The following is a 17,616-nucleotide window of genomic DNA, read 5'->3' on the forward strand; positions in this document are numbered from 1 at the left end:
GAATTTTACTGCCTAGACAGTAATTGTCAAGGCTGCTTTCCAGGCTCGCTTTCCGTCAGGGGAGCAGAGGTCTTGCGCAGGCCGGACCAGACGATGGCGGCCACGATCAGGGCCGCGCCGGCCATCATGCGCACGGTCGGCTGCTGGCTGAACAGGATCCAGGCGAAGGCGATGGCGTACACCGGCTCCAGCGCGATCACCAGGCCGGCGCTGCGCGCGTTCAGCCGCGTCAGGCTGGAAACGAACAGGAAATGCGACAGGCCGGTGCAGAACACGCCCAGCAATGCCAGCCAGAACCAGTCCATGGCGGGCAGGGCGGGCAATTGGCCGATGGCGAATGGCAGCATCACCAGTGCCACCACCAGGTTCTGCCAGCAGGCTACCTGCATCGGATCCATGCCCGAGGCCGAGCGGCGGTTGCTCAGGGCCAGCAGCGCGAAGGTCAGGCCCGACAGCAGGCCCCAGGCCAGGCCGATGGTGCCCTGGTCGGCGAGGTCGAACGACGGCGTGACCAGCACCAGGCCGGCGGTGACCAGCCCCAGCAGCAACCATTCGGCCAGCCGCACGCGCTCACGGAAGATCAGGCCCTCGAACAGCGTGATGAAGGCGGGAAAGCTGGCAAAGCCCAAGGTGGCGATGGCGATCCCGCCCACTTTCACCGAAATGAAGAAGGTGACCCAGTGGGCCGCGAGCAGGGCGCCCGCGATCACCAGCACGAACAACTGGGCCGGCGTCAGGGCGCCGAGCAGCGGGCGCCGCCGCATGCGGGCAAAAAGCCCCAGCGAAATGATCGCGAAGACCGCCCGGCCCAATGTGATGACCGCCGCGCTGGCCTGGATCAGTTCGCCGAAGACGCCGGTCAGGCCGAACAGGACGGCGGCGATGTGGATGTAGGTGAGGGCGCGGTGTCGGGTCATTCGCAATGGGACGGCAGGGCGTGGGGAAGGCTGGGCAAGTGGCTAAAAAAAGCGCGCGGGCGTGCAAATCCCGTGGTGCTGAATCTAAAATCATCGCATGAATCGTATTGCCAAGCTTTTGCCGGTCTCCCGCCCCTCCAGCCGCGCGGCCGGGTTCTTCATGGCCGCGCTTGGCGCCATCCTGTTTTCGGCCAAGGCCATCGTCGTCAAGTTCACCTACCGCTACGGCATCGACGCGGTCACCCTCATCGCTTTCCGCATGTTGTTCGCCATGCCGTTTTTCGCGGCCGTGGCCTGGCACCAGTCGCGCCTGGCGGCGCGCGGCGAGATCGTCGTCATGACCTGGAAAGAGCGCCTGCAGGTCTGCCTGCTGGGGTTGCTCGGGTATTACCTGTCCAGTTTCCTGGACTTTCTCGGCCTGCGCTACATCACCGCCAGCCTGGAGCGGCTGATCCTGTTCCTGTCGCCGTCGCTGGTGGTGCTGATTTCGGCGTTCTGGTTCAAGCGCCCGGTCGAGCGCCGCCAGTGGCTGGCAATGACGCTGTCATACGCCGGCGTGGTGCTGGTTTTTGCCCATGACCTCAGCTTCGGCGGCTCCGCCGAGGTGTTGTCAGGGTCTTTGTTCGTTTTCGGTTCGGCGCTCAGCTATTCTGTGTACCTGATCTGTTCCGGGGAGCTGATCAAGCGCGTCGGACCCACGCGGCTGGTGGCCTATGCCATGCTGGTGTCCTGCGTGGCCTGCATCGTGCAGTTCTTCGTGATCCATCCCGCCTCCGTGCTGGTCCAGCCGATGGGCGTGTACGGCTACTCGATCATCCACGCCACCCTGAACACGGTGGTGCCCGTCTTCATGCTGATGTGGGCGGTGGCGCTGATCGGCGCGCCGACCGCCTCGCTCCTGGGCATGCTGGGGCCGGTGTCGGTGTTGTTCCTGGCGTCGTGGTTCCTGCAAGAGCCCATCACGGTCTGGCAGATGGCCGGGACCGCGCTGGTACTGGCGGGTGTATTCGTATTGATGGGGGGCGGGGCCGCCAGGCCTTCGCCCGCCGCGCCCGGCGGCAACGCTGCTCCGCGTTGAAGTCCGGGCTTCCCGTTTGATTCTCAAGCTTGCGTCGCAACAATCCAATGAAAGGAGGCCAGCATGGCCAGCAATCTCGTCAAGGCAATCCGTATCGAGCAGCATGGCGGTCCCGAAGTCCTGAAACTGGTCGAAGTCGAAGTGCCGCCGCCGGCCGCCAATGAGGTCACCATCGACCAGCATGCGGCCGGGCTGAACTTCATCGATATCTATTTCCGCACGGGCTTGTATCCCCATCCGCTGCCGCATGGCCTGGGCTTCGAAGGCGCTGGCGTGGTCACCGCCGTGGGCGCCGACGTCAAGCACCTGAAAAAGGGCGACCGGGTGGCCTATGGCCAGAGCCCCATCGGCGCCTACGCCAAGGCCCGCAACGTGCCGGCCAACCAGGTCGTGAAGGTGCCCAAGGGCATCGGCTTCGACGAAGCGGCGGCGGTGATGCTCAAGGGCCTGACCGTGCAGTACCTGTTCCGCCAGACCTACCGCCTGCAAGGCAACGAGACCATCCTGTTCCACGCCGCCGCGGGCGGCGTCGGCCTGATCGCCTGCCAATGGGCGCGCGCCCTGGGCGTGAAGCTGATCGGCACCGTCTCCAGCCCCGAGAAGGCCGAGCTGGCGCGCGCCAACGGCGCCTGGGAAACCATCGACTACTCGCGCGAGAACGTCGCCGAGCGCGTGCTGGCCCTGACCGGCGGCAAGAAGGTGCCGGTGGTGTACGACGGCGTCGGCAAGGACACCTGGGAAACCTCGCTGGACTGCATCGAGCCGCGCGGCCTGATGGTCAGCTTCGGCAATGCGTCCGGTCCGGTGGCGGGCGTCAACCTGGGCATCCTGAACCAGAAGGGCAGCCTGTACGTGACGCGGCCGTCGCTGGGCGTGCACGTCAACACGCTGGAAAAGCTGCAGGCCGCCTCGGATGAGCTGTTCGACCTGGTCCTGAAGAAGAAGATCAAGGTGCGTATCGACCAGCGCTACGGCCTGGAACAGGCGGGCGAAGCGCAGACCGCGCTGGCCTCGCGCAAGACCACCGGCGCCACCGTGCTGATGCTGGATTGATCCGGCGCGCCCCCCGGGGGGCGTGCGATTGACAAGGCGGGGCGCAGCGAGCGCCCCGCTTTTTTTTGGGCCGTGCGCACCGGGACAAATCGCCATGCACGGGCGGACAAGCGAACGCGATGGGCCGTTGCTATGCTGGCCCGACACTATCCGTTGGAGCTTTCGCATGTCGTCCGCCCGCCCCTCCGCCAGCGTTTCCGCCACCGGCCGTCCGGAATTGGCTGCCATCCGGGAATACATGATCGTCGACGGCAAGCCGCTGCGCGAGGGGCAGGGCGATCCCATTCCCGTCCACGATCCGGCAACCGGCGAGATCATCGCCATGCAGCTGGACGCTGGCGCGGCGCAGGTCGACCTGGCGGTGCAGGCCGCGCGCCGGGCGTTCGCCGGTGGCCCTTGGCACGAGATGCTGCCGGCCGGACGCGAGCGCCTGCTGCTGAACCTGGCGGACCTGGTGGAACGCCATGGCGAGGAACTGGCGCGCCTGGAGACCCTGAACAACGGCAAGCTGCTGGGCGTGGCGCAGGGCCTGGAGGTTGGCTCCGGCGCCCAATGGCTGCGCTACATGGCGGGTTGGGCCACCAAGCTGACCGGCGACACGCTGGCCCTGTCGATCCCGTTCCCGCCCGGGGTGAAGTACAGCGCCTACACACTGCCGCAGCCGGTGGGCGTGGTGGCCGCGATCATTCCGTGGAATTTTTCGCTGCTGATGGCGATCTGGAAGATCGCGCCGGCGCTGGCCGCCGGTTGCACGGTGGTGCTCAAGCCGGCCGAGGAAACCCCGCTGACCGCCTTGCGCCTGGCCGAACTGGTGCTGGAGGCGGGGTTCCCGCCGGGCGTGGTCAACGTGGTAACCGGCCGTGGCGAGACCGCTGGCGCGGCGCTGGTTGCGCATCCCGGCGTGGACAAGATCGCCTTCACCGGCTCCACCGAAGTCGGCAAGCTCATCGGCCGCGCCGCCATGGACGACATGAAGCGCGTCTCGCTGGAGTTGGGCGGCAAATCGCCCGTCATCGTGCTCGATGACTGCGATGCGGATGTGGCGGCACAGGGAGCCGCCGCCGCGATCTTCTTCAACCAGGGACAGGTCTGTACCGCCGGCTCGCGCTTGTATGTGCAGAAAGGCTTGTACGGCAAGGTGGTGGAGCGGCTGGCCGACCTGGCCAGCGGCATGAAGCTGGGTTCCGGCTTTGCCCCGGATACGCAGGTCGGCCCGCTGGTGTCGGCCCGCCACCAGCAACGCGTGATGGACTACATCGGTATCGGCCGCGCCGAAGGCGGCAAGGTGCTGGCCGGCGGCGAGGCGGGCGAGGGCGGCGGCTATTTCGTGCGGCCGACCGTGTTCGCGGATCTGCCGCAGGACGCCCGCATCGCCCGCGAGGAGATCTTCGGGCCGGTGGTGGTGGCCCAGTCCTTCGACACGCTGGACGACGCCGTGAGGCTGGCCAACGACAGCGCCTTCGGGCTGGGCGCCAGTCTCTGGAGCAACGACCTGGCGCGGGTCCAGCGGCTGATTCCGCGCATCGACGCGGGCACGCTCTGGATCAACACCCACAACATGCTGGACCCGAACATGCCGTTCGGAGGTTTCAAGCAGTCCGGTGTCGGCCGTGAACATGGCCGCGCCGTCCTCGATCTGTACCTGGAGAAGAAGTCCGTTTGTATCGCTTATTAGACTGACGGCCGCGCGGGACAAGCCGGGAGATACCGGCGCGCGCAGGCCGCGCAACCAAGGGGAAGTGCATGGCAGGCAAGACCATTTGCCGGGCCCGGGCGCGCACAGCATTGCTGCTGGCGTGCCTGGCGATGGCGCAGACGGCATGGGCCGGAGATCCCAGCGCGCGCGACTGGATACCCGCGCCGGTGGGCACCAATATCATCGCCGGCTACCTGTCCGGACTGCGTTCGTCCGGGCTGTACTCGGCCGGCAAGCGCGTCGACGGCGCCTCGGTGGACGTGGACGCGCTGATCTACCGCCAGATGCACTATCGCGAACTGTTCGGCAAGACCGTGCAGTTGGAGTTCATCGTGCCGATGTCGCGCACCACCATGGAGATGCCGGGCGCCTCGCGTGATCGCCAGACCGGTATCGGCGACGTTACCCTGGGTTCCGCGATCTGGCTTTACAACAATGAGCAGACCAAGACCTGGTTCGCCTGGGAACCTTTCGTGGTGGTGCCGCTTGGCCGCTACGACGGTTCGCGCCCCGACACCTCGCCAGGCAAGAATCGCTGGTCCACGGTCCAGGACTTTTCGTTCGTCAAGGGCGTGGGCGAGTCCACCTTCCTCGAGGCCATCGCCGAAGTGGAAATCTACGGACGCAACACCGACTGGATGAGCCAGACGCTCAAGAAGGATCCGTCCTTCCGCTTCTTTGCGCTGGCTTCCACCAACCTCACGCCCGACACCTATACGGGCATACGCTACCGCTATGAGACCGGCGGGCGCGAGCGCTCCAGCGGCGAAACCGTGACCAGCCGCGCGCGCAACCACCAGCTGGCGCTGGAGCTTACCCACCAGATCAACGACGCCAACCAGATCCAGATGCAGTACATCCACGACCTGAAGGTCGAGAACGGCCCGCGCATGCGGGGCGTGCAGATGCGCTACGTCTACGCCTTCTAGGAGCAATGGACATGACACCAGGAGAGAGCCAATGATTGCGCTTTGTGCCAAGGGCAGCGCCGGGCGGGCCGGCAAGTGGGCGCTGTGCGCGGCGCTGGCCGCCGCGGCCGGGCTTGCCCGCGCCGACCTGCCGGTCGAGGAACTCAAGGGCGGCACGCGCCTGCCGCCGGCCACGCCGCATCGGTTGTACGTGATGGATGCGGTGTTCAACCACCTGGTCGACAGCCGCATCAACATCTATGACGGCGATACGATGAAATTCCTGGGGCTGGTGCCCTCGTCGTTCAACGGCCACATGACGGTGTCGGCGGACGGCAAGGACATCTACATCATGACCACCTACTACGAGCGCCTGAATCGGGGCAAGCGCACCGACGTGGTCGAGGCCTGGGATGCCGAGACGTTGACGCCCAAGTACGAGGTGCCCATCCCGGAGAAGCGCGCGCAGGCGTTGAATTACCGCAATTACCTGCAGCAGAGTTCGGACGGCGGCCTGCTGTTCGTGCAGAACGCCACGCCCGCGTCGTCGGTGACGGTGGTCGACCTGAAGACGCGCAAGTTCGCCGACGAAGTGACCGCGGCGGCGGGCTGCTGGAGCATCATCGTGCCGCCATCGCGGCCGCGCAGCTTCGCCAGCATCTGCGGCGACGGCTCTTTCGTCACGGTCGACCTTGATGCCGCCGGCAAGCCATCCGGCCAGCAGCGCAGCAAGCCGATGTTCGAGGTGGAGAAGGACCCGATCTTCACCCATACCGACCGGTTGGGCGACACCTTCTATTTCGTCTCGTACAACGGCAACGTCTACAGCGCCGACTTCAGCGGCGCCGAGGCCCGCTTCGGCGAGCGCTGGTCGCTGCTGGACGCTTCCGGCAAGGATCGCGGCTGGCGCCCCGGCGGCTACAACCTGCTGGCGGTGAACCGCGCCAGCAAGCGGCTGTACGTGGGCATGCATCCGAATGGCGCCGAGGGGTCGCACAAGACGCCGGCGGCCGAGATCTGGGTCTACGACCTGGCCACGCACAAGCGATTGGCGCGCATCCCGGGCAAGAACGCGTTGTCGATGTCGGTGTCGCAGGACGACAAGCCGCGCCTGTTCACCATCGACGGCGGCAACGTCAACGTCTACGACGCGGCGCCGGCCGCACCGGTGTTCAAGGGCACCATCCAGGGCGCCGGTGAAACCGCCTTGCAGGTCGAACCGCAACCGGGAGGCACGCCATGACCGATCCCGTCCTGCTCTATGCCGCCAGCGCCGCGCTGGCCTGCGTGCTGCTGTTGGGGGCATTGGAAAAGCTCAAGGACATGGCCGCGTTTGCCGCCGCCGTGCAGGCCTATGAGATCGTGCCGGCAGCGTTCGGTGGCCTGTTTGCCTGGGGCTATGTGCTCGCCGAAGCGCTGGCTGGCGCCTTGCTGCTGGTACCCGGCCTGCGTTCGCCGGGGGCGGCGCTGGCGCTGCTGGTGCTGGCGCTGGCCACCGCCGGCGTGGCGGTGAACCTGGCACGCGGCCGCCGCGACATCGATTGCGGCTGCGGCGGTCCCGCCATGCGCGGCGCGGCGGCGCGCGGCGCCGGCCTGTCGTGGTGGATGGTGCCGCGCAACGCCTTGCTGGCGTTGTGGACGCTGCCGGTTTTCGCCGCGGCGCAGGGCGCGTCGCGCAGCCTGCAGTGGGCCGACGCCGCCTCGGTGTTCGGCCTGGCGATGAGCGCCGTGGCCCTTTACTTCACCGCCAATCACCTGCTGGCCTCGCACCTGAAGCTGCGGCAGCTGCACATCTAGGAACAACGGAGAGACACGATATGGAAGCCTTGATCATTTCCAATTTTCTGCTGTGGGGCGTGGTGCTCTGCCTGCTGCTGGTCATCCTGGCGCTGTCGCGCCAGATCGGCGTGCTGTACGAACGGGTGGCGCCGATGGGGGCCCTGACCATGGACAAGGGGCCGGCGGTGGGCGAGGCCGCGCCGCGGTTCGAGCTGGCCGACCTGCTGGGGCGGCGCCTGACCATCGGCGAACGCGGCCAGCACAGCCAGTTGCTGTTCTTCCTGTCGCCGACCTGCCCGGTGTGCAAGAAGCTGTTGCCCATCCTGAAGTCTGTGGCGAGCACCGAGAGCGCCTGGCTGCGCATCGTGCTGGCCAGCGACGGCGAGATGCCCGAGCACCTGGCGTTCTACCGCCAGGCCGGCCTGGAGCGTTTTCCCTACCTGCTGTCGACCGAACTCGGCATGAAGTTCCAGATCAGCAAGCTGCCTTATGCCGTGCTGATCGACGAGTCCGGCGTGATCCGCGCCAAGGGCCTGATCAATTCCCGCGAGCAGCTCGAAAGCCTGTTCACGGCCAAGGAACTGGGCGTGGCCTCGGTACAGGAATTCCTGGCCGGGAGCGCGCTGCAGGAAACCCGTGTTTCACGCAAGGAGAACGGCAATGCTCTGGCTGGATAAGCTTGGCGAGCGCGTCACGCGCTCCGTCGCCCACACCACCTCGCGCCGTAGCGTGCTCAACCGCATCGGCCGCGTGCTGGTCGGCACCGCCTTCCTGGTGCCGGTGCTGCCGGTGGCCCGCTCGGCGCCCGCGGCGGCCAGGAAGCCGCAGACCGACGAGACCGCTTGCGACTACTGGCGCTATTGCGCGGTGGACGGCTTTCTGTGCTCATGCTGCGGTGGCAGCATGACCTCATGCCCGCCGGGCACCTCGCCGTCGGCGGTATCGTGGGTGGGAACCTGCCACAACCCGCTCGATGGCAAGGACTATCTCATCAGCTACAACGACTGCTGCGGCAAGACCGCCTGCGGCAAGTGCATGTGCGCCTCGGCCGAGCGCGAGCGGCCCGGCTACCAGATGTTCCTGCACAACGACGTCAACTGGTGCATGTCGAACGAATCGTCCATCTTCCATTGCACCACCTCCGTCATCGTGGGGTTGGCCAAGAAGAAGCCATGAACGTCGCGGCGGCAAGGGCTCGCGGCGGGGCGCGGCGGCGGGGCGCCGGGGTTGCGTTCGCCTGTGCCATGGCCATCGGGGCGGCGGCCATGTCCTTCGGCGCGGCCGCCGGCGATGCCGTCTCCGCGGCGGCGCCAGACGCCCCGGGCGCGGCCGGCGCGGGTGCGCTGTGGCAGGCCGCTCGCGCCGACTACATATTGCAATGCGCAGGGTGCCATCGGGTCGACGGGCGCGGCAGCACACCGCACGGCATTCCCGATTTCCGCAATTCGGTGGGCGCGTTCACGCACCTGCCCGCGGGCCGCGAATACCTCATCCGGGTGCCGGGCGCCGCCTATTCACAATTGAACAACGCCGAATTGGCGAACGTGCTGAATTGGCTGCTCCACACCTTCAGCCCGGCGCAACTGCCGGCAGGGTTCCGCCCGTACACCGAAAGCGAGGTGGCGGCGGCCCGGCCACGCCGATACGACGATGTGGTGCCGGTACGCCACGGCCTGGCGCGTGAGTTGGGGGCGCTGGGTTTTGCCCTGTCCAACTATTCGTATGGCAGCGCCCGCAAGCCCTGAGGCGCGCATTGTCGGGAGCGCCGGCGCGGAGGGTGCCCGGCATGCTGGATTGCGGTTGCGCCCTAGGGGTTGTCACCGATACTCCGCGCCCGGGGCTCGGTGATAGAAAGAAGACCGCCACTTGTTCCATGCCGCGCGCCGGAGTCGCCATGTCACCCCCCCTCGTACGCAGCGCGCCCCAGCAGTTCCTGGATTGCGCCAGCTGGAAGGAAAACATCAGCAACACGTTCGTGCCGCTGGAAGTGTCGGCCGCCGATCCCAAGCACTTTCGCAGCAGCGTGGCGGTGGATGCGCTGGGATGGATGCAGATCTGCGAAATGCGCACGGGGGCCCAGCGCGTGCGGCGCACCCGGCTGCTGGCCGAGCGGGCCGAAGCGTCCGGCTACAAGGTGACGCTGCAGCTCGACGGCCGCAGTGAAATCCGCCAGGCCGCGCGCACCGCCTTGCTGATGCCGGGCGAATGGGGCATCTACGACACCACCCGGCCGTACGAGGTCGATGTCGACGACAATGCGCATTTCCTGGTGATGCAGGTGCCCGCCAAGCAGTCCGAAGCCTGGCTGCCGGCCATGCGCAACGCCGTGGCGCGCAGTTTCAGCGCGCGCCATGGTTGCGGCCGGATGGCCATGGATCTGCTGCGGGTGGCCCTGAGCGAACACGCGCACCTGTCCGAAAGCGCCGCGCGCGACGCCGCCAACGCGGTGATGCAGATGATGGGGCTCGACATCAGTGAGCGGGCGGGCGGGGGCGGGGCGCAAGACCCCGCTGAATTGCGGCAGGCGCAATTGCGGCGGGTGCAGCAGTACCTGATCGAGAACCTGCATGACCCCGATCTGTCGCCGGCAACGGCGGCCGAGGCGCTGCGCGTGTCGCGGCGTTATCTGTACAACCTGTTCGCGCAGGCGGCCACCACGCCGGCCGACTTCATTCTCGGCGCGCGGCTGGAGCGTTGCCGCGACATGCTGGCCGACGCCGCACAGACCGCGCGGCAGATCGGCGAGATCGCCTTCCGGCATGGGTTCTCGGACGCGGCGCGCTTCAGCCACGCGTTCCGCAATCGCTATGGGGTGTCGCCGTCGGAATACCGGCGCCAGGGACGCCGGACGGACGAGCCGGACTGAGCGGCCGGGTGGGGCCGGCGCGGACCCACGCAGGCCTTAAAGCTCTTCCGCGTTGATCAGGTCTTCCTTGCCGTAGAACTTCACGCCGATGTGGATGCGCTCGCGGCCCTGCGCGCGACGATGGCGGTTGGTGTCGCGCAGCGAATAGACGCAGCCGCAGTATTCCTGCTGGTAGAAGTTCTCGCGCTTGCTGATCTCGATCATGCGCGACGAGCCGCCGCCCTTGCGCCAGTTGTAGGTCCAGTAGACCAGGTCGTCGTAGCGCGCGGCCGCGCGTTCGCCGCAGCCGTTGATCTGGTTCATGTCCTTCCAGCGCGAAATGCCGAGCGAGCTGGTGATGGTGTCGAAGCCATGCTCGTGGGCATACAGCGCGGTGCGCTCGAAGCGCATGTCGAAGCAGGCGGTGCAGCGCTCGCCGCGCTCGGGCGCGTCTTCCATGCCCTTGACGCGCTCGAACCAGTTGTCCATGTCGTAGTCGGCGTCGATGAATTCGATGCCGTGCTGCTCGGCGAAGCGGATGTTCTCCTGCTTGCGGATCTCGTATTCCTTGACCGGATGGATGTTCGGGTTGTAGAAGTAGATCGCGTAGTCGATGCCGGAAGCCGTCATGGCTTCCATGACTTCGCCGGAACAGGGCGCGCAGCACGAGTGCAACAGCACCTTGCTGCGGCCGACGGGCAGGTCGAGTTTGGGGCGCACGAATTCGGACATGGTCAAAGCGGGCAATGAGGCGGAAAACCCCTTATTTTACGCCGAGTTGCCGTGACGGCGGGTGGCGCGTGGCACGGGGAGGGGGCGTCCCCCGTTGTTCAGCCCAGCACCGCATCCCACAGTTCGCGCACGGCCGTGCGCTCGGCCTGCAACTGGTCCGGCGCCACGCGCGCCTTTTCCACCCCCTGCATGCGCAATTGGTGCTGCACGCGCCGCAGCGTGCGGTAGGCATCGCCCGCGCGCGCGGCCAACGCCGGATCGATCAGCCCGGCCTCGCCGGCCAGCCGCAGCAGGGTGATGTTGCCCAGGTTGCGCACCAGCACCGGGTGGGTGCCGGCATGGCTCAGCACCAGGTACTGGGTCACGAATTCCACGTCGACCATGCCGCCGGCGTCGTGCTTGAGATCGAACCGGTCGGTGCTGTTCGGATGGCCGGCGTTGATCTTCTGGCGCATCGCCAGCACTTCCTCGCGCAGCTTGGCGGTATCGCGCGGCATTACCAGGATGGCTTCGCGGATCTGCTCGAAGCGCTGGCCGACCGCGGCATCGCCGGATGCGTAGCGGGCGCGGGTCAGGGCCTGGTGTTCCCAGGCCCAGGCGTGCTTTTGCTGGTACTGCTCGAAGGCTTCGACCGATACCGCCAGCAGCCCGGCGTCGCCGTCCGGGCGCAGGCGCAGGTCGACTTCATACAGCCGGCCCGACGAGGTCATGGTCGACAGCCAGGAGGTCATGCGGCGGCCCAGCTTGGCGTAGACCTCGGCGGCGTCCTCGCGCGCATCGTCATACAGGAACACCAGGTCCAGGTCGGAGGCGTAGCCCAGTTCCTTGCCGCCCAGCTTGCCGTAGGCGATCACGGCGAAACGCGGTTCGGCGCCCGCGACCTTGTTCACCAGCGGCCAGGTGCGGCGGATGGTTTCCGTCAGCAGCAGGTCGGCCAGCGCGGATAGCTGGTCGGCGAGCTTTTCGACCGTCAGCTCGCCCTCCAGGTCCTGCGCCAACAACTGGAAGCTGGCCTGGCGCTGCACGTCGCGCATCAGGTTCATCTGGCGCTCGATGTCGGGATCGCCATCGGGCAGGCGGCAGGCGTCGAGGTCGGCGGACAACTGGCGCGCGATCTGGGCGAAATCCAGCGGTTCGAACAGCGTGCGCCAGTCGATCAGGCTGTCCAGCAGCAGCGGATGCTGCGTCAGGTACTGGGCCGCCCACGGGCTGGCCGCGACCATGCGCGCGACCCGCGCCAGGGTGTCGGGGTATTCCGCCAGCAGGGCCAGATAGGCGCTGCGCTGGGCGATTTTCTCGATCAGGTCGAACAGGCGCACCGCCGCGTCCAGCGGCGCGTCGGTCTGGCGGGCGGCGCGCAGCGCGGCCGGCAGCAGCGTTTCCATGCGGCGCCGGCTGCTTTCGGGCAGGCTGCGCACGCGATGGCTGCCCAGCAGCGTTTCGGTGCGGCGCAGCAGGTCGTCGGCCTGCTCGCCGAAGGCCTGGCGGATCTGCTCGGCCAGTTCGCATTGCTCGTCGCTTTCGTCCGCGGTGGTTTCTTCGGTGGCATCGGCGCTGTCCGCCTTGTCCATGCCGACCATGCGGAATACGTTGCGGAAGGTCTGCGAGACGAACTGGCGATGCGCCGCCAGCGTGGTTTCGAAATCCTGCGCGCTCATGCCGAGGGCGGCGGCCAATCCGGCGCGCAGCGCCGGGTCGCCCGGCAGGAGATGGGTCTGTTCGTCTTCCCGGTATTGCAGCGCGTGTTCGGTGCGGCGCAGGAACCGGTAGGCATCCTCCAGGCGGCGCGCGTCTTGCGCCGGAACCAGGCCGGCGACGCATTCGGCGTGCAGGGCGGGCAACAGTCCGCGCTGTTGCAGTGCCGGCATGCGGCCGCCGCGGATCAATTGCGCCAGTTGCACCACGAATTCGATTTCGCGGATGCCGCCATCGCCCAGCTTGATATTGTTGGCGCTGTCGATGCCGTTGCGGGCCGAGGCCCGCCGCTGCCAGTCCTGGCGGATGCGCTCGCGCAGGGCGCGCAGGGCGGCCAAGGCGTCGAAGTCGAAATACTTGCGGTAGACGAAGGGCACGCGCAGGCTTTCCAGCTGGCGGGCCTGGGCCTCGTTGTTGCTGCCCTCGAACGCCTGCGCCGGCATCAGGCGCGCCTTGAGCCATGCGTAGCGTTCCCATTCGCGGCCCTGGCCGATCAGATAGTGCTCCAGCGCGTCCAGGCTCCAGGCCAGCGGGCCGGCGTCGCCGTCGGGACGCAGGCGCAGATCGGTGCGGAACACCTGGCCGTTGGCGTCGACCTCGGACAGCACCGGCATCATGCGCCGCGTCAGGCGGCCATAGAACTCGTGGTGGCTGATGCGGCGCGGGCCATCGGTGTCGCCTTCCTCGCCGTACAGCATGATCAGGTCGATGTCGGAGGAAACGTTCAGTTCGGCGCCGCCCAGCTTGCCCATGCCCACGATCAGCATTTCCTGGGGCAGGCCGGTGGCCGGGTCGCGCGGCACCCCGTGCACCTCGGCCAATTCGGCGGCCACGCTGCGATAGGCGGCGGCCACCGCGGCATCCGCCAGCGCCGTCATCGCGCCCACCACTTCCTCGAGCGGCGCCTGGCCGGCCAGGTCGCGCACGATCAGCGTGCTGAAGACCCGCTCGCGCAATTTGCGCAGCACCTGGCGGCACAATTCCACCGGCAGGATGTCCGGCGCGCCGGGGCCGGCCAGCTCGGCCTGCCAGTGCGCCAGCCGTTCCCGCGTGACGGGTTCCCGTACGGCGTCTTCCAGCCACGCGGCCAGGTCCGGATGGGCATCGAGACGGCGGCGCAGGTGGCCGGACCAGGCAAGGGCGGGGGCGAACAGGGCGGGCATGGACATGGCGATCGGACGGGAGACGAATGGACGCGTTTCAGGTATAAGTGGGGACGATACCGCAAGACTATTCTCCTGCCCACCGATCCGTGTCTGTTTCAAAGAAAGTGTTCTGCTGCCTGTTCTGGGTGGCGCTGACCGTGTACGGCGTCGTGGCCATCGGGCTCCTGGGCGTGCGCTATTGGGTCTTGCCGCGCGTGGACCAATGGCGCCCCCAGATCGAAGCCTACGCCAGCCAGGCGCTGGGCGCACGCGTCGCGATCGGGGCCATCCGGGCGGATTGGCAAGGCCTGAACCCCAAGCTCGAACTCAGCTCGGTGCAAGTCTATGACGACGTGCCGGAGCCGGTCCTGAGCCTGCCTTCGGTGTCGGCGGTGCTGGCCTGGCGCAGCCTGTTCACCCTGTCGCCCACGTTGCTGCGCCTGCGGGTGGAGCGGCCGGACCTCACCTTGCGCCGCGACGCCGCCAACCGCCTGTGGGTGGCGGGGCAGGGCATCGACCTGAATGCCAGCGATCACCAGTCGGACCTGAATCATCCGGCGCTGCGCTGGCTGACCGGGCAGCGCGAGGTGCAGATCCGTGGCGCCCGGATCCGCTGGCAGGACGAATTGCGCCAGGCGCCGGATCTGGTGCTGAACAATGTCGATCTGCTGGTGCGCAATGGCAGCTTGTCGCATCGCTTCGTGCTGCGCGCCGACGGCGATCCGGTGTTGGCGCGCAAAGTGGACCTGCGCGGAGAATTCAATCGCAGCCTGTTCTCGGCCAATGCCGCCAGCCCGGCCAACTGGAGCGGGCAGCTCTACGCCGCGCTGGATGACGCCGAACCCCTGGCCTGGGCGCCCTGGCTGTCGCCCCCGCCGATCAAGGGACGCATCAGCACCCGCGCCTGGCTGCAGCTCGATCATGGCAAGTTCACCACGCTCACGGCCGACGTGGCCACGCGCGGGGTGGACTGGTCGGCGGCGCCTGGTGCGACCGCGGTGCGCGCCGGCTATGCGCAAGTCCGCATCGAGGGCGTGCCGGGCGATTTCATCGACGGCGAGCGGGTGCCGCTGGCCCGCAGTTCCGGCGCGGCCAACCTGTCGGTCATTGGCCATGCCGAGCAATTGCGCGTGGCGCTGCCGGGCATATTCGAACAACCCGAGCTGGGAGCCGACGAGGTGGCGCTGGACGCCCGCATCAAGGGAACCAGCGAACACGACTGGTTCATCGACGTGGCCCAACTGCGGATCGCCAATGACGATCTGGATGTGCGCCTGCAGGGGCAGTGGCGCAGGGAAGGCAAGAGCGCGGCGGGTAGCGTCGACATGCGTGGCACGCTGGTGCGCGGCGCCATGAACGCGATCCATCGTTATCTGCCGCTGGAGGTGAACGCGGACGCGCGCGAATGGCTCGCGACCGGATTGCCGGCCGGCCAGATGGAGTCGGCGTCGATTGTGCTCAAGGGCGACCTGGACGAATTTCCCTTCGGGGCGGCCGGATCGAGCGGCGAGTTCGTCATCGCCGGCGCCTATTCCGGCGCCAAGGTCGACTACGCGCCGGCGCGCCCTCACCGCAAGGGCTGGCCGATGCTGGAGAACCTGTCGGGCAGCTTCCGCATCGACAAGGTTGGGCTGGTGCTCGACAGTCCGGGCGGCGCGCTGGCGCATACCGGCCCAGGCCAGACCGTGACGCTGGGCGCGGTGACCGCCTCCATTCCCGACATGGAACACAATGCGCAATTGACCGTCAATGGTGAAACCAGCGGTCCGGTGCCGGCCTACCTGGCGCTTTCGGAAAGCTCGCCGCTGGGCCAGTTGCTGGATGGCGCGCTGGACGAGGCGCGCGGCACCGGCACCTGGCGCATGCCGCTCAAGTTGAAAGTGCCGTTGATGAACACCGACGACACGCAGGTGGAAGGCAAGATCCAGTTCGCCGACAACACCTTCACCTTCATGCCGGAAATGCCCTTGCTCAGTCAGATGCATGGCGACCTGGATTTTTCGGAGAAGGGCGTGCGCACCAAGGAGATCCGCGCCCAGTTCCTGGGCGGACCGGTCAAGCTCAGCGGCAGCCTGGCGCAACCGACCGATGCCTTGCGTTTCGAGGGCGTGCTGGCGGGATCCGGGCTGACGCAGATCAGCAATACGCCGTCGATGGGCCGTTTTACCGGGAAGACCGCCTACAAGGGCCGGATCGGCTACCAGCGCGGCGGTTCGGTCGAGTTGTCGGTGGAGTCCGACCTGACCGGCCTGGCGATCGATATGCCGGCGCCCGTGGGCAAGCCGGCGTCGCTGGCCCGGCCCCTGAAGTTGCAATGGGGGGCCGCGCAGGATCCGGGAGCCAAGGGCAGGCGCTGGCTCACCGCCAGCCTGGGCGACAATCTCAATGCGCTGTTCGAACGTGATCCGGCCGATGCCTCGCCGTCATACTTCACCCGCGGCGCGCTCGGGATCGAGCGTCCCGCCAGCCTGCCCGAACGCGGCTTGAGCCTGAACGCCAGCCTGCCGGAACTGGACATGGACGCCTGGGAAGCCGTGTCCAACGGCTTCAACCCGCCGCCAGCCAAGGGGCGCGCGGCGGCCCGGCCGCTGCTGCCGGTTGCCGAGCGCGTCAGCCTGAGCGCGGGCCTGCTGCGCGCCAGCGGCTACACGCTGAACGACCTGACCCTGTACGCCACCCGTCCGGCGCCGGCCCAATGGCGCGTGGACATTCAGTCGCGCCAGGCAGCCGGTTCGCTGTCATGGCGCGAAGCGTCCGGCGCGATCGCCGGCCAGATCACCGCCCGTTTCAAGTATCTTGCGCTGGGCGGCGCCGACGACACCAACGAGGCCGACAAGGCGCTTTCCTCCGGCAACGACCTGTCGGACATTCCCGCCATCGACCTGCAGGCCAAGGAATTCCGCCTCTATGGCAAGAACCTGGGCGAATTGCAGGTGCTGGGCACGAATCTGGAGCGTGGTCGCCAGTGGCGCCTGGATAAACTGTCGATCACCAATGACGCCGCGGCCTTGAATGCGACCGGTGCCTGGCGCCTCGAAGGTCCGGAGCGTGGCTTGACGGTGGACGCCACCGCCAAGTTCGAGAACGTCGGCAGCTTCATGGATCGTATCGGCTTTGACCGGGTCGTGTCCGGCGGGACCGGCAGCATCAAGGGCAAGGCGACCTGGCGCAACCTGCCATGGACCCATGACATCGCCGACCTGGTGGGCGACGCCGAGATCAGCCTGGACAAGGGCCGCTTCATGCACGTGAATTCGCGTACGGCGCGCCTGCTCGAGCTGCTGTCGCTGCAGTCGCTGCAGCGCCTGGCCCGGCTTGACGTGAATCCGACCAACCTGCTGCGCGACGGCTTTCCTTTCGATACCGTGCGCGGCCAGATCAAGCTGGCCGATGGTTCGCTGAATACCGAGGGCTACAAGATCAATGGCCCGGTCGCGGCCATCGTGCTGGCGGGGGGCGTCAACATCGTGCAGGAGCGTTGGGATCTGAAAGCGGTCGTGATCCCCAATCTCGACGCCAGTGGCGCAGCCATGGTGACGGCGTTGGCGGTCAATCCGCTGATCGGCCTGGGCGCCTTCGTGACCCAATGGGTGCTCAAGCAGCCGCTGGCCCGCGCCATGACCATGGAATACGCCGTGACCGGCAGCTGGGACGATCCCAAGATCGACCCGATCGACGCCTCGGGCAAGCCGGCGCCCAAGCAGACGCCCAAGCCGCGCAGCCTGGAAGAGTTCATCGAGCACTGATCCGGCTGCCCCAGCGATCGCT

At 67.4% G+C, this 17,616-nt stretch carries 14 protein-coding genes; 11 read left to right on the forward strand and 3 right to left on the reverse strand.

All coding sequences use genetic code 11. From position 1 onward, the window contains the following. Positions 1–26 precede the first annotated feature (26 nt). Entirely contained in the window at positions 27–917 is an 891-nt protein-coding gene (locus tag ACVN9Z_RS16270; protein WP_458212398.1) for a DMT family transporter, read from the reverse strand. 97 nt (positions 918–1,014) lie between these two features. Between ACVN9Z_RS16270 and ACVN9Z_RS16275 the strand changes: the two genes are divergently transcribed. The 10 genes from ACVN9Z_RS16275 to ACVN9Z_RS16320 all read left to right on the forward strand — a co-directional run bounded on the left by ACVN9Z_RS16275 (position 1,015) and on the right by ACVN9Z_RS16320 (position 10,297). Further along, positions 1,015–1,995 (forward strand): DMT family transporter, encoded by a 981-nt coding sequence (locus ACVN9Z_RS16275; protein WP_006387804.1) that lies wholly within the window; start codon positions 1,015–1,017, stop codon positions 1,993–1,995. 63 nt (positions 1,996–2,058) lie between these two features. After that, the gene (locus ACVN9Z_RS16280; protein WP_006387805.1) at positions 2,059–3,048 is read left to right on the forward strand and encodes a quinone oxidoreductase family protein; all 990 of its coding nucleotides are present in this window, start codon (positions 2,059–2,061) and stop codon (positions 3,046–3,048) included. A 166-nt stretch (positions 3,049–3,214) separates the two neighbouring features. Further along, on the forward strand, positions 3,215–4,723 hold the full coding sequence (locus tag ACVN9Z_RS16285; protein WP_458212399.1) for an aldehyde dehydrogenase family protein: 1,509 nt from the start codon (positions 3,215–3,217) through the stop codon (positions 4,721–4,723). 68 nt (positions 4,724–4,791) lie between these two features. After that, positions 4,792–5,673, forward strand: a complete 882-nt coding sequence (locus ACVN9Z_RS16290) for a transporter (RefSeq protein ID WP_024068328.1) — start codon at positions 4,792–4,794, stop codon at positions 5,671–5,673. A gap of 31 nt (positions 5,674–5,704) precedes the next feature. Continuing rightward, positions 5,705–6,895 (forward strand): amine dehydrogenase large subunit, encoded by a 1,191-nt coding sequence (locus tag ACVN9Z_RS16295; RefSeq protein WP_049054996.1) that lies wholly within the window; start codon positions 5,705–5,707, stop codon positions 6,893–6,895. Further along, a complete protein-coding gene (locus tag ACVN9Z_RS16300; protein ID WP_020926901.1) occupies positions 6,892–7,449 on the forward strand; it encodes a MauE/DoxX family redox-associated membrane protein in 558 nt (185 codons plus the stop codon). Before ACVN9Z_RS16295 ends, ACVN9Z_RS16300 begins: the two co-directional genes overlap by 4 nt. A gap of 20 nt (positions 7,450–7,469) precedes the next feature. Continuing rightward, entirely contained in the window at positions 7,470–8,108 is a 639-nt protein-coding gene (gene mauD, locus ACVN9Z_RS16305) for a methylamine dehydrogenase accessory protein MauD (protein ID WP_026384884.1), read from the forward strand. Continuing rightward, positions 8,092–8,607 carry a methylamine dehydrogenase light chain gene (locus ACVN9Z_RS16310; RefSeq protein WP_006387810.1) on the forward strand — a complete coding sequence of 172 codons (516 nt, stop codon included), beginning with the start codon at positions 8,092–8,094 and terminating at the stop codon, positions 8,605–8,607. The genes mauD and ACVN9Z_RS16310 overlap by 17 nt, the downstream gene beginning before the upstream one ends. Further along, complete coding sequence (locus ACVN9Z_RS16315) at positions 8,604–9,176, forward strand: c-type cytochrome (RefSeq protein ID WP_458212400.1); 573 nt, start codon at positions 8,604–8,606, stop codon at positions 9,174–9,176. Before ACVN9Z_RS16310 ends, ACVN9Z_RS16315 begins: the two co-directional genes overlap by 4 nt. A 149-nt stretch (positions 9,177–9,325) precedes the next feature. After that, positions 9,326–10,297: an AraC-like ligand-binding domain-containing protein gene (locus tag ACVN9Z_RS16320; RefSeq protein WP_006387812.1), complete on the forward strand. Its 972-nt coding sequence runs from the start codon at positions 9,326–9,328 to the stop codon at positions 10,295–10,297. A gap of 36 nt (positions 10,298–10,333) precedes the next feature. On the opposite strand, the gene ACVN9Z_RS16325 is transcribed toward ACVN9Z_RS16320, so the two are convergent. Continuing rightward, positions 10,334–11,008 carry an epoxyqueuosine reductase QueH gene (locus tag ACVN9Z_RS16325; RefSeq protein ID WP_006387813.1) on the reverse strand — a complete coding sequence of 225 codons (675 nt, stop codon included), beginning with the start codon at positions 11,006–11,008 and terminating at the stop codon, positions 10,334–10,336. 98 nt (positions 11,009–11,106) lie between these two features. Continuing rightward, entirely contained in the window at positions 11,107–13,872 is a 2,766-nt protein-coding gene (gene glnE, locus ACVN9Z_RS16330) for a bifunctional [glutamate--ammonia ligase]-adenylyl-L-tyrosine phosphorylase/[glutamate--ammonia-ligase] adenylyltransferase (protein WP_054514803.1), read from the reverse strand. Between the two features lie 83 nt (positions 13,873–13,955). Between glnE and ACVN9Z_RS16335 the strand changes: the two genes are divergently transcribed. Next, positions 13,956–17,594 carry a YhdP family protein gene (locus ACVN9Z_RS16335; RefSeq protein WP_049053491.1) on the forward strand — a complete coding sequence of 1,213 codons (3,639 nt, stop codon included), beginning with the start codon at positions 13,956–13,958 and terminating at the stop codon, positions 17,592–17,594. Positions 17,595–17,616 lie beyond the last annotated feature (22 nt).

This window comes from Achromobacter sp. KK8 (genome assembly GCF_054188005.1).

Coding starts and splice junctions, on each gene's coding strand:
- ACVN9Z_RS16270 (WP_458212398.1), bottom strand. CDS start 917: ATGACCCGACACCGCGCCCTCACCTACATCCACATCGCCGCCGTCCTG.
- ACVN9Z_RS16275 (WP_006387804.1), top strand. CDS start 1,015: ATGAATCGTATTGCCAAGCTTTTGCCGGTCTCCCGCCCCTCCAGCCGC.
- ACVN9Z_RS16280 (WP_006387805.1), top strand. CDS start 2,059: ATGGCCAGCAATCTCGTCAAGGCAATCCGTATCGAGCAGCATGGCGGT.
- ACVN9Z_RS16285 (WP_458212399.1), top strand. CDS start 3,215: ATGTCGTCCGCCCGCCCCTCCGCCAGCGTTTCCGCCACCGGCCGTCCG.
- ACVN9Z_RS16290 (WP_024068328.1), top strand. CDS start 4,792: ATGGCAGGCAAGACCATTTGCCGGGCCCGGGCGCGCACAGCATTGCTG.
- ACVN9Z_RS16295 (WP_049054996.1), top strand. CDS start 5,705: ATGATTGCGCTTTGTGCCAAGGGCAGCGCCGGGCGGGCCGGCAAGTGG.
- ACVN9Z_RS16300 (WP_020926901.1), top strand. CDS start 6,892: ATGACCGATCCCGTCCTGCTCTATGCCGCCAGCGCCGCGCTGGCCTGC.
- mauD (WP_026384884.1), top strand. CDS start 7,470: ATGGAAGCCTTGATCATTTCCAATTTTCTGCTGTGGGGCGTGGTGCTC.
- ACVN9Z_RS16310 (WP_006387810.1), top strand. CDS start 8,092: ATGCTCTGGCTGGATAAGCTTGGCGAGCGCGTCACGCGCTCCGTCGCC.
- ACVN9Z_RS16315 (WP_458212400.1), top strand. CDS start 8,604: ATGAACGTCGCGGCGGCAAGGGCTCGCGGCGGGGCGCGGCGGCGGGGC.
- ACVN9Z_RS16320 (WP_006387812.1), top strand. CDS start 9,326: ATGTCACCCCCCCTCGTACGCAGCGCGCCCCAGCAGTTCCTGGATTGC.
- ACVN9Z_RS16325 (WP_006387813.1), bottom strand. CDS start 11,008: ATGTCCGAATTCGTGCGCCCCAAACTCGACCTGCCCGTCGGCCGCAGC.
- glnE (WP_054514803.1), bottom strand. CDS start 13,872: ATGTCCATGCCCGCCCTGTTCGCCCCCGCCCTTGCCTGGTCCGGCCAC.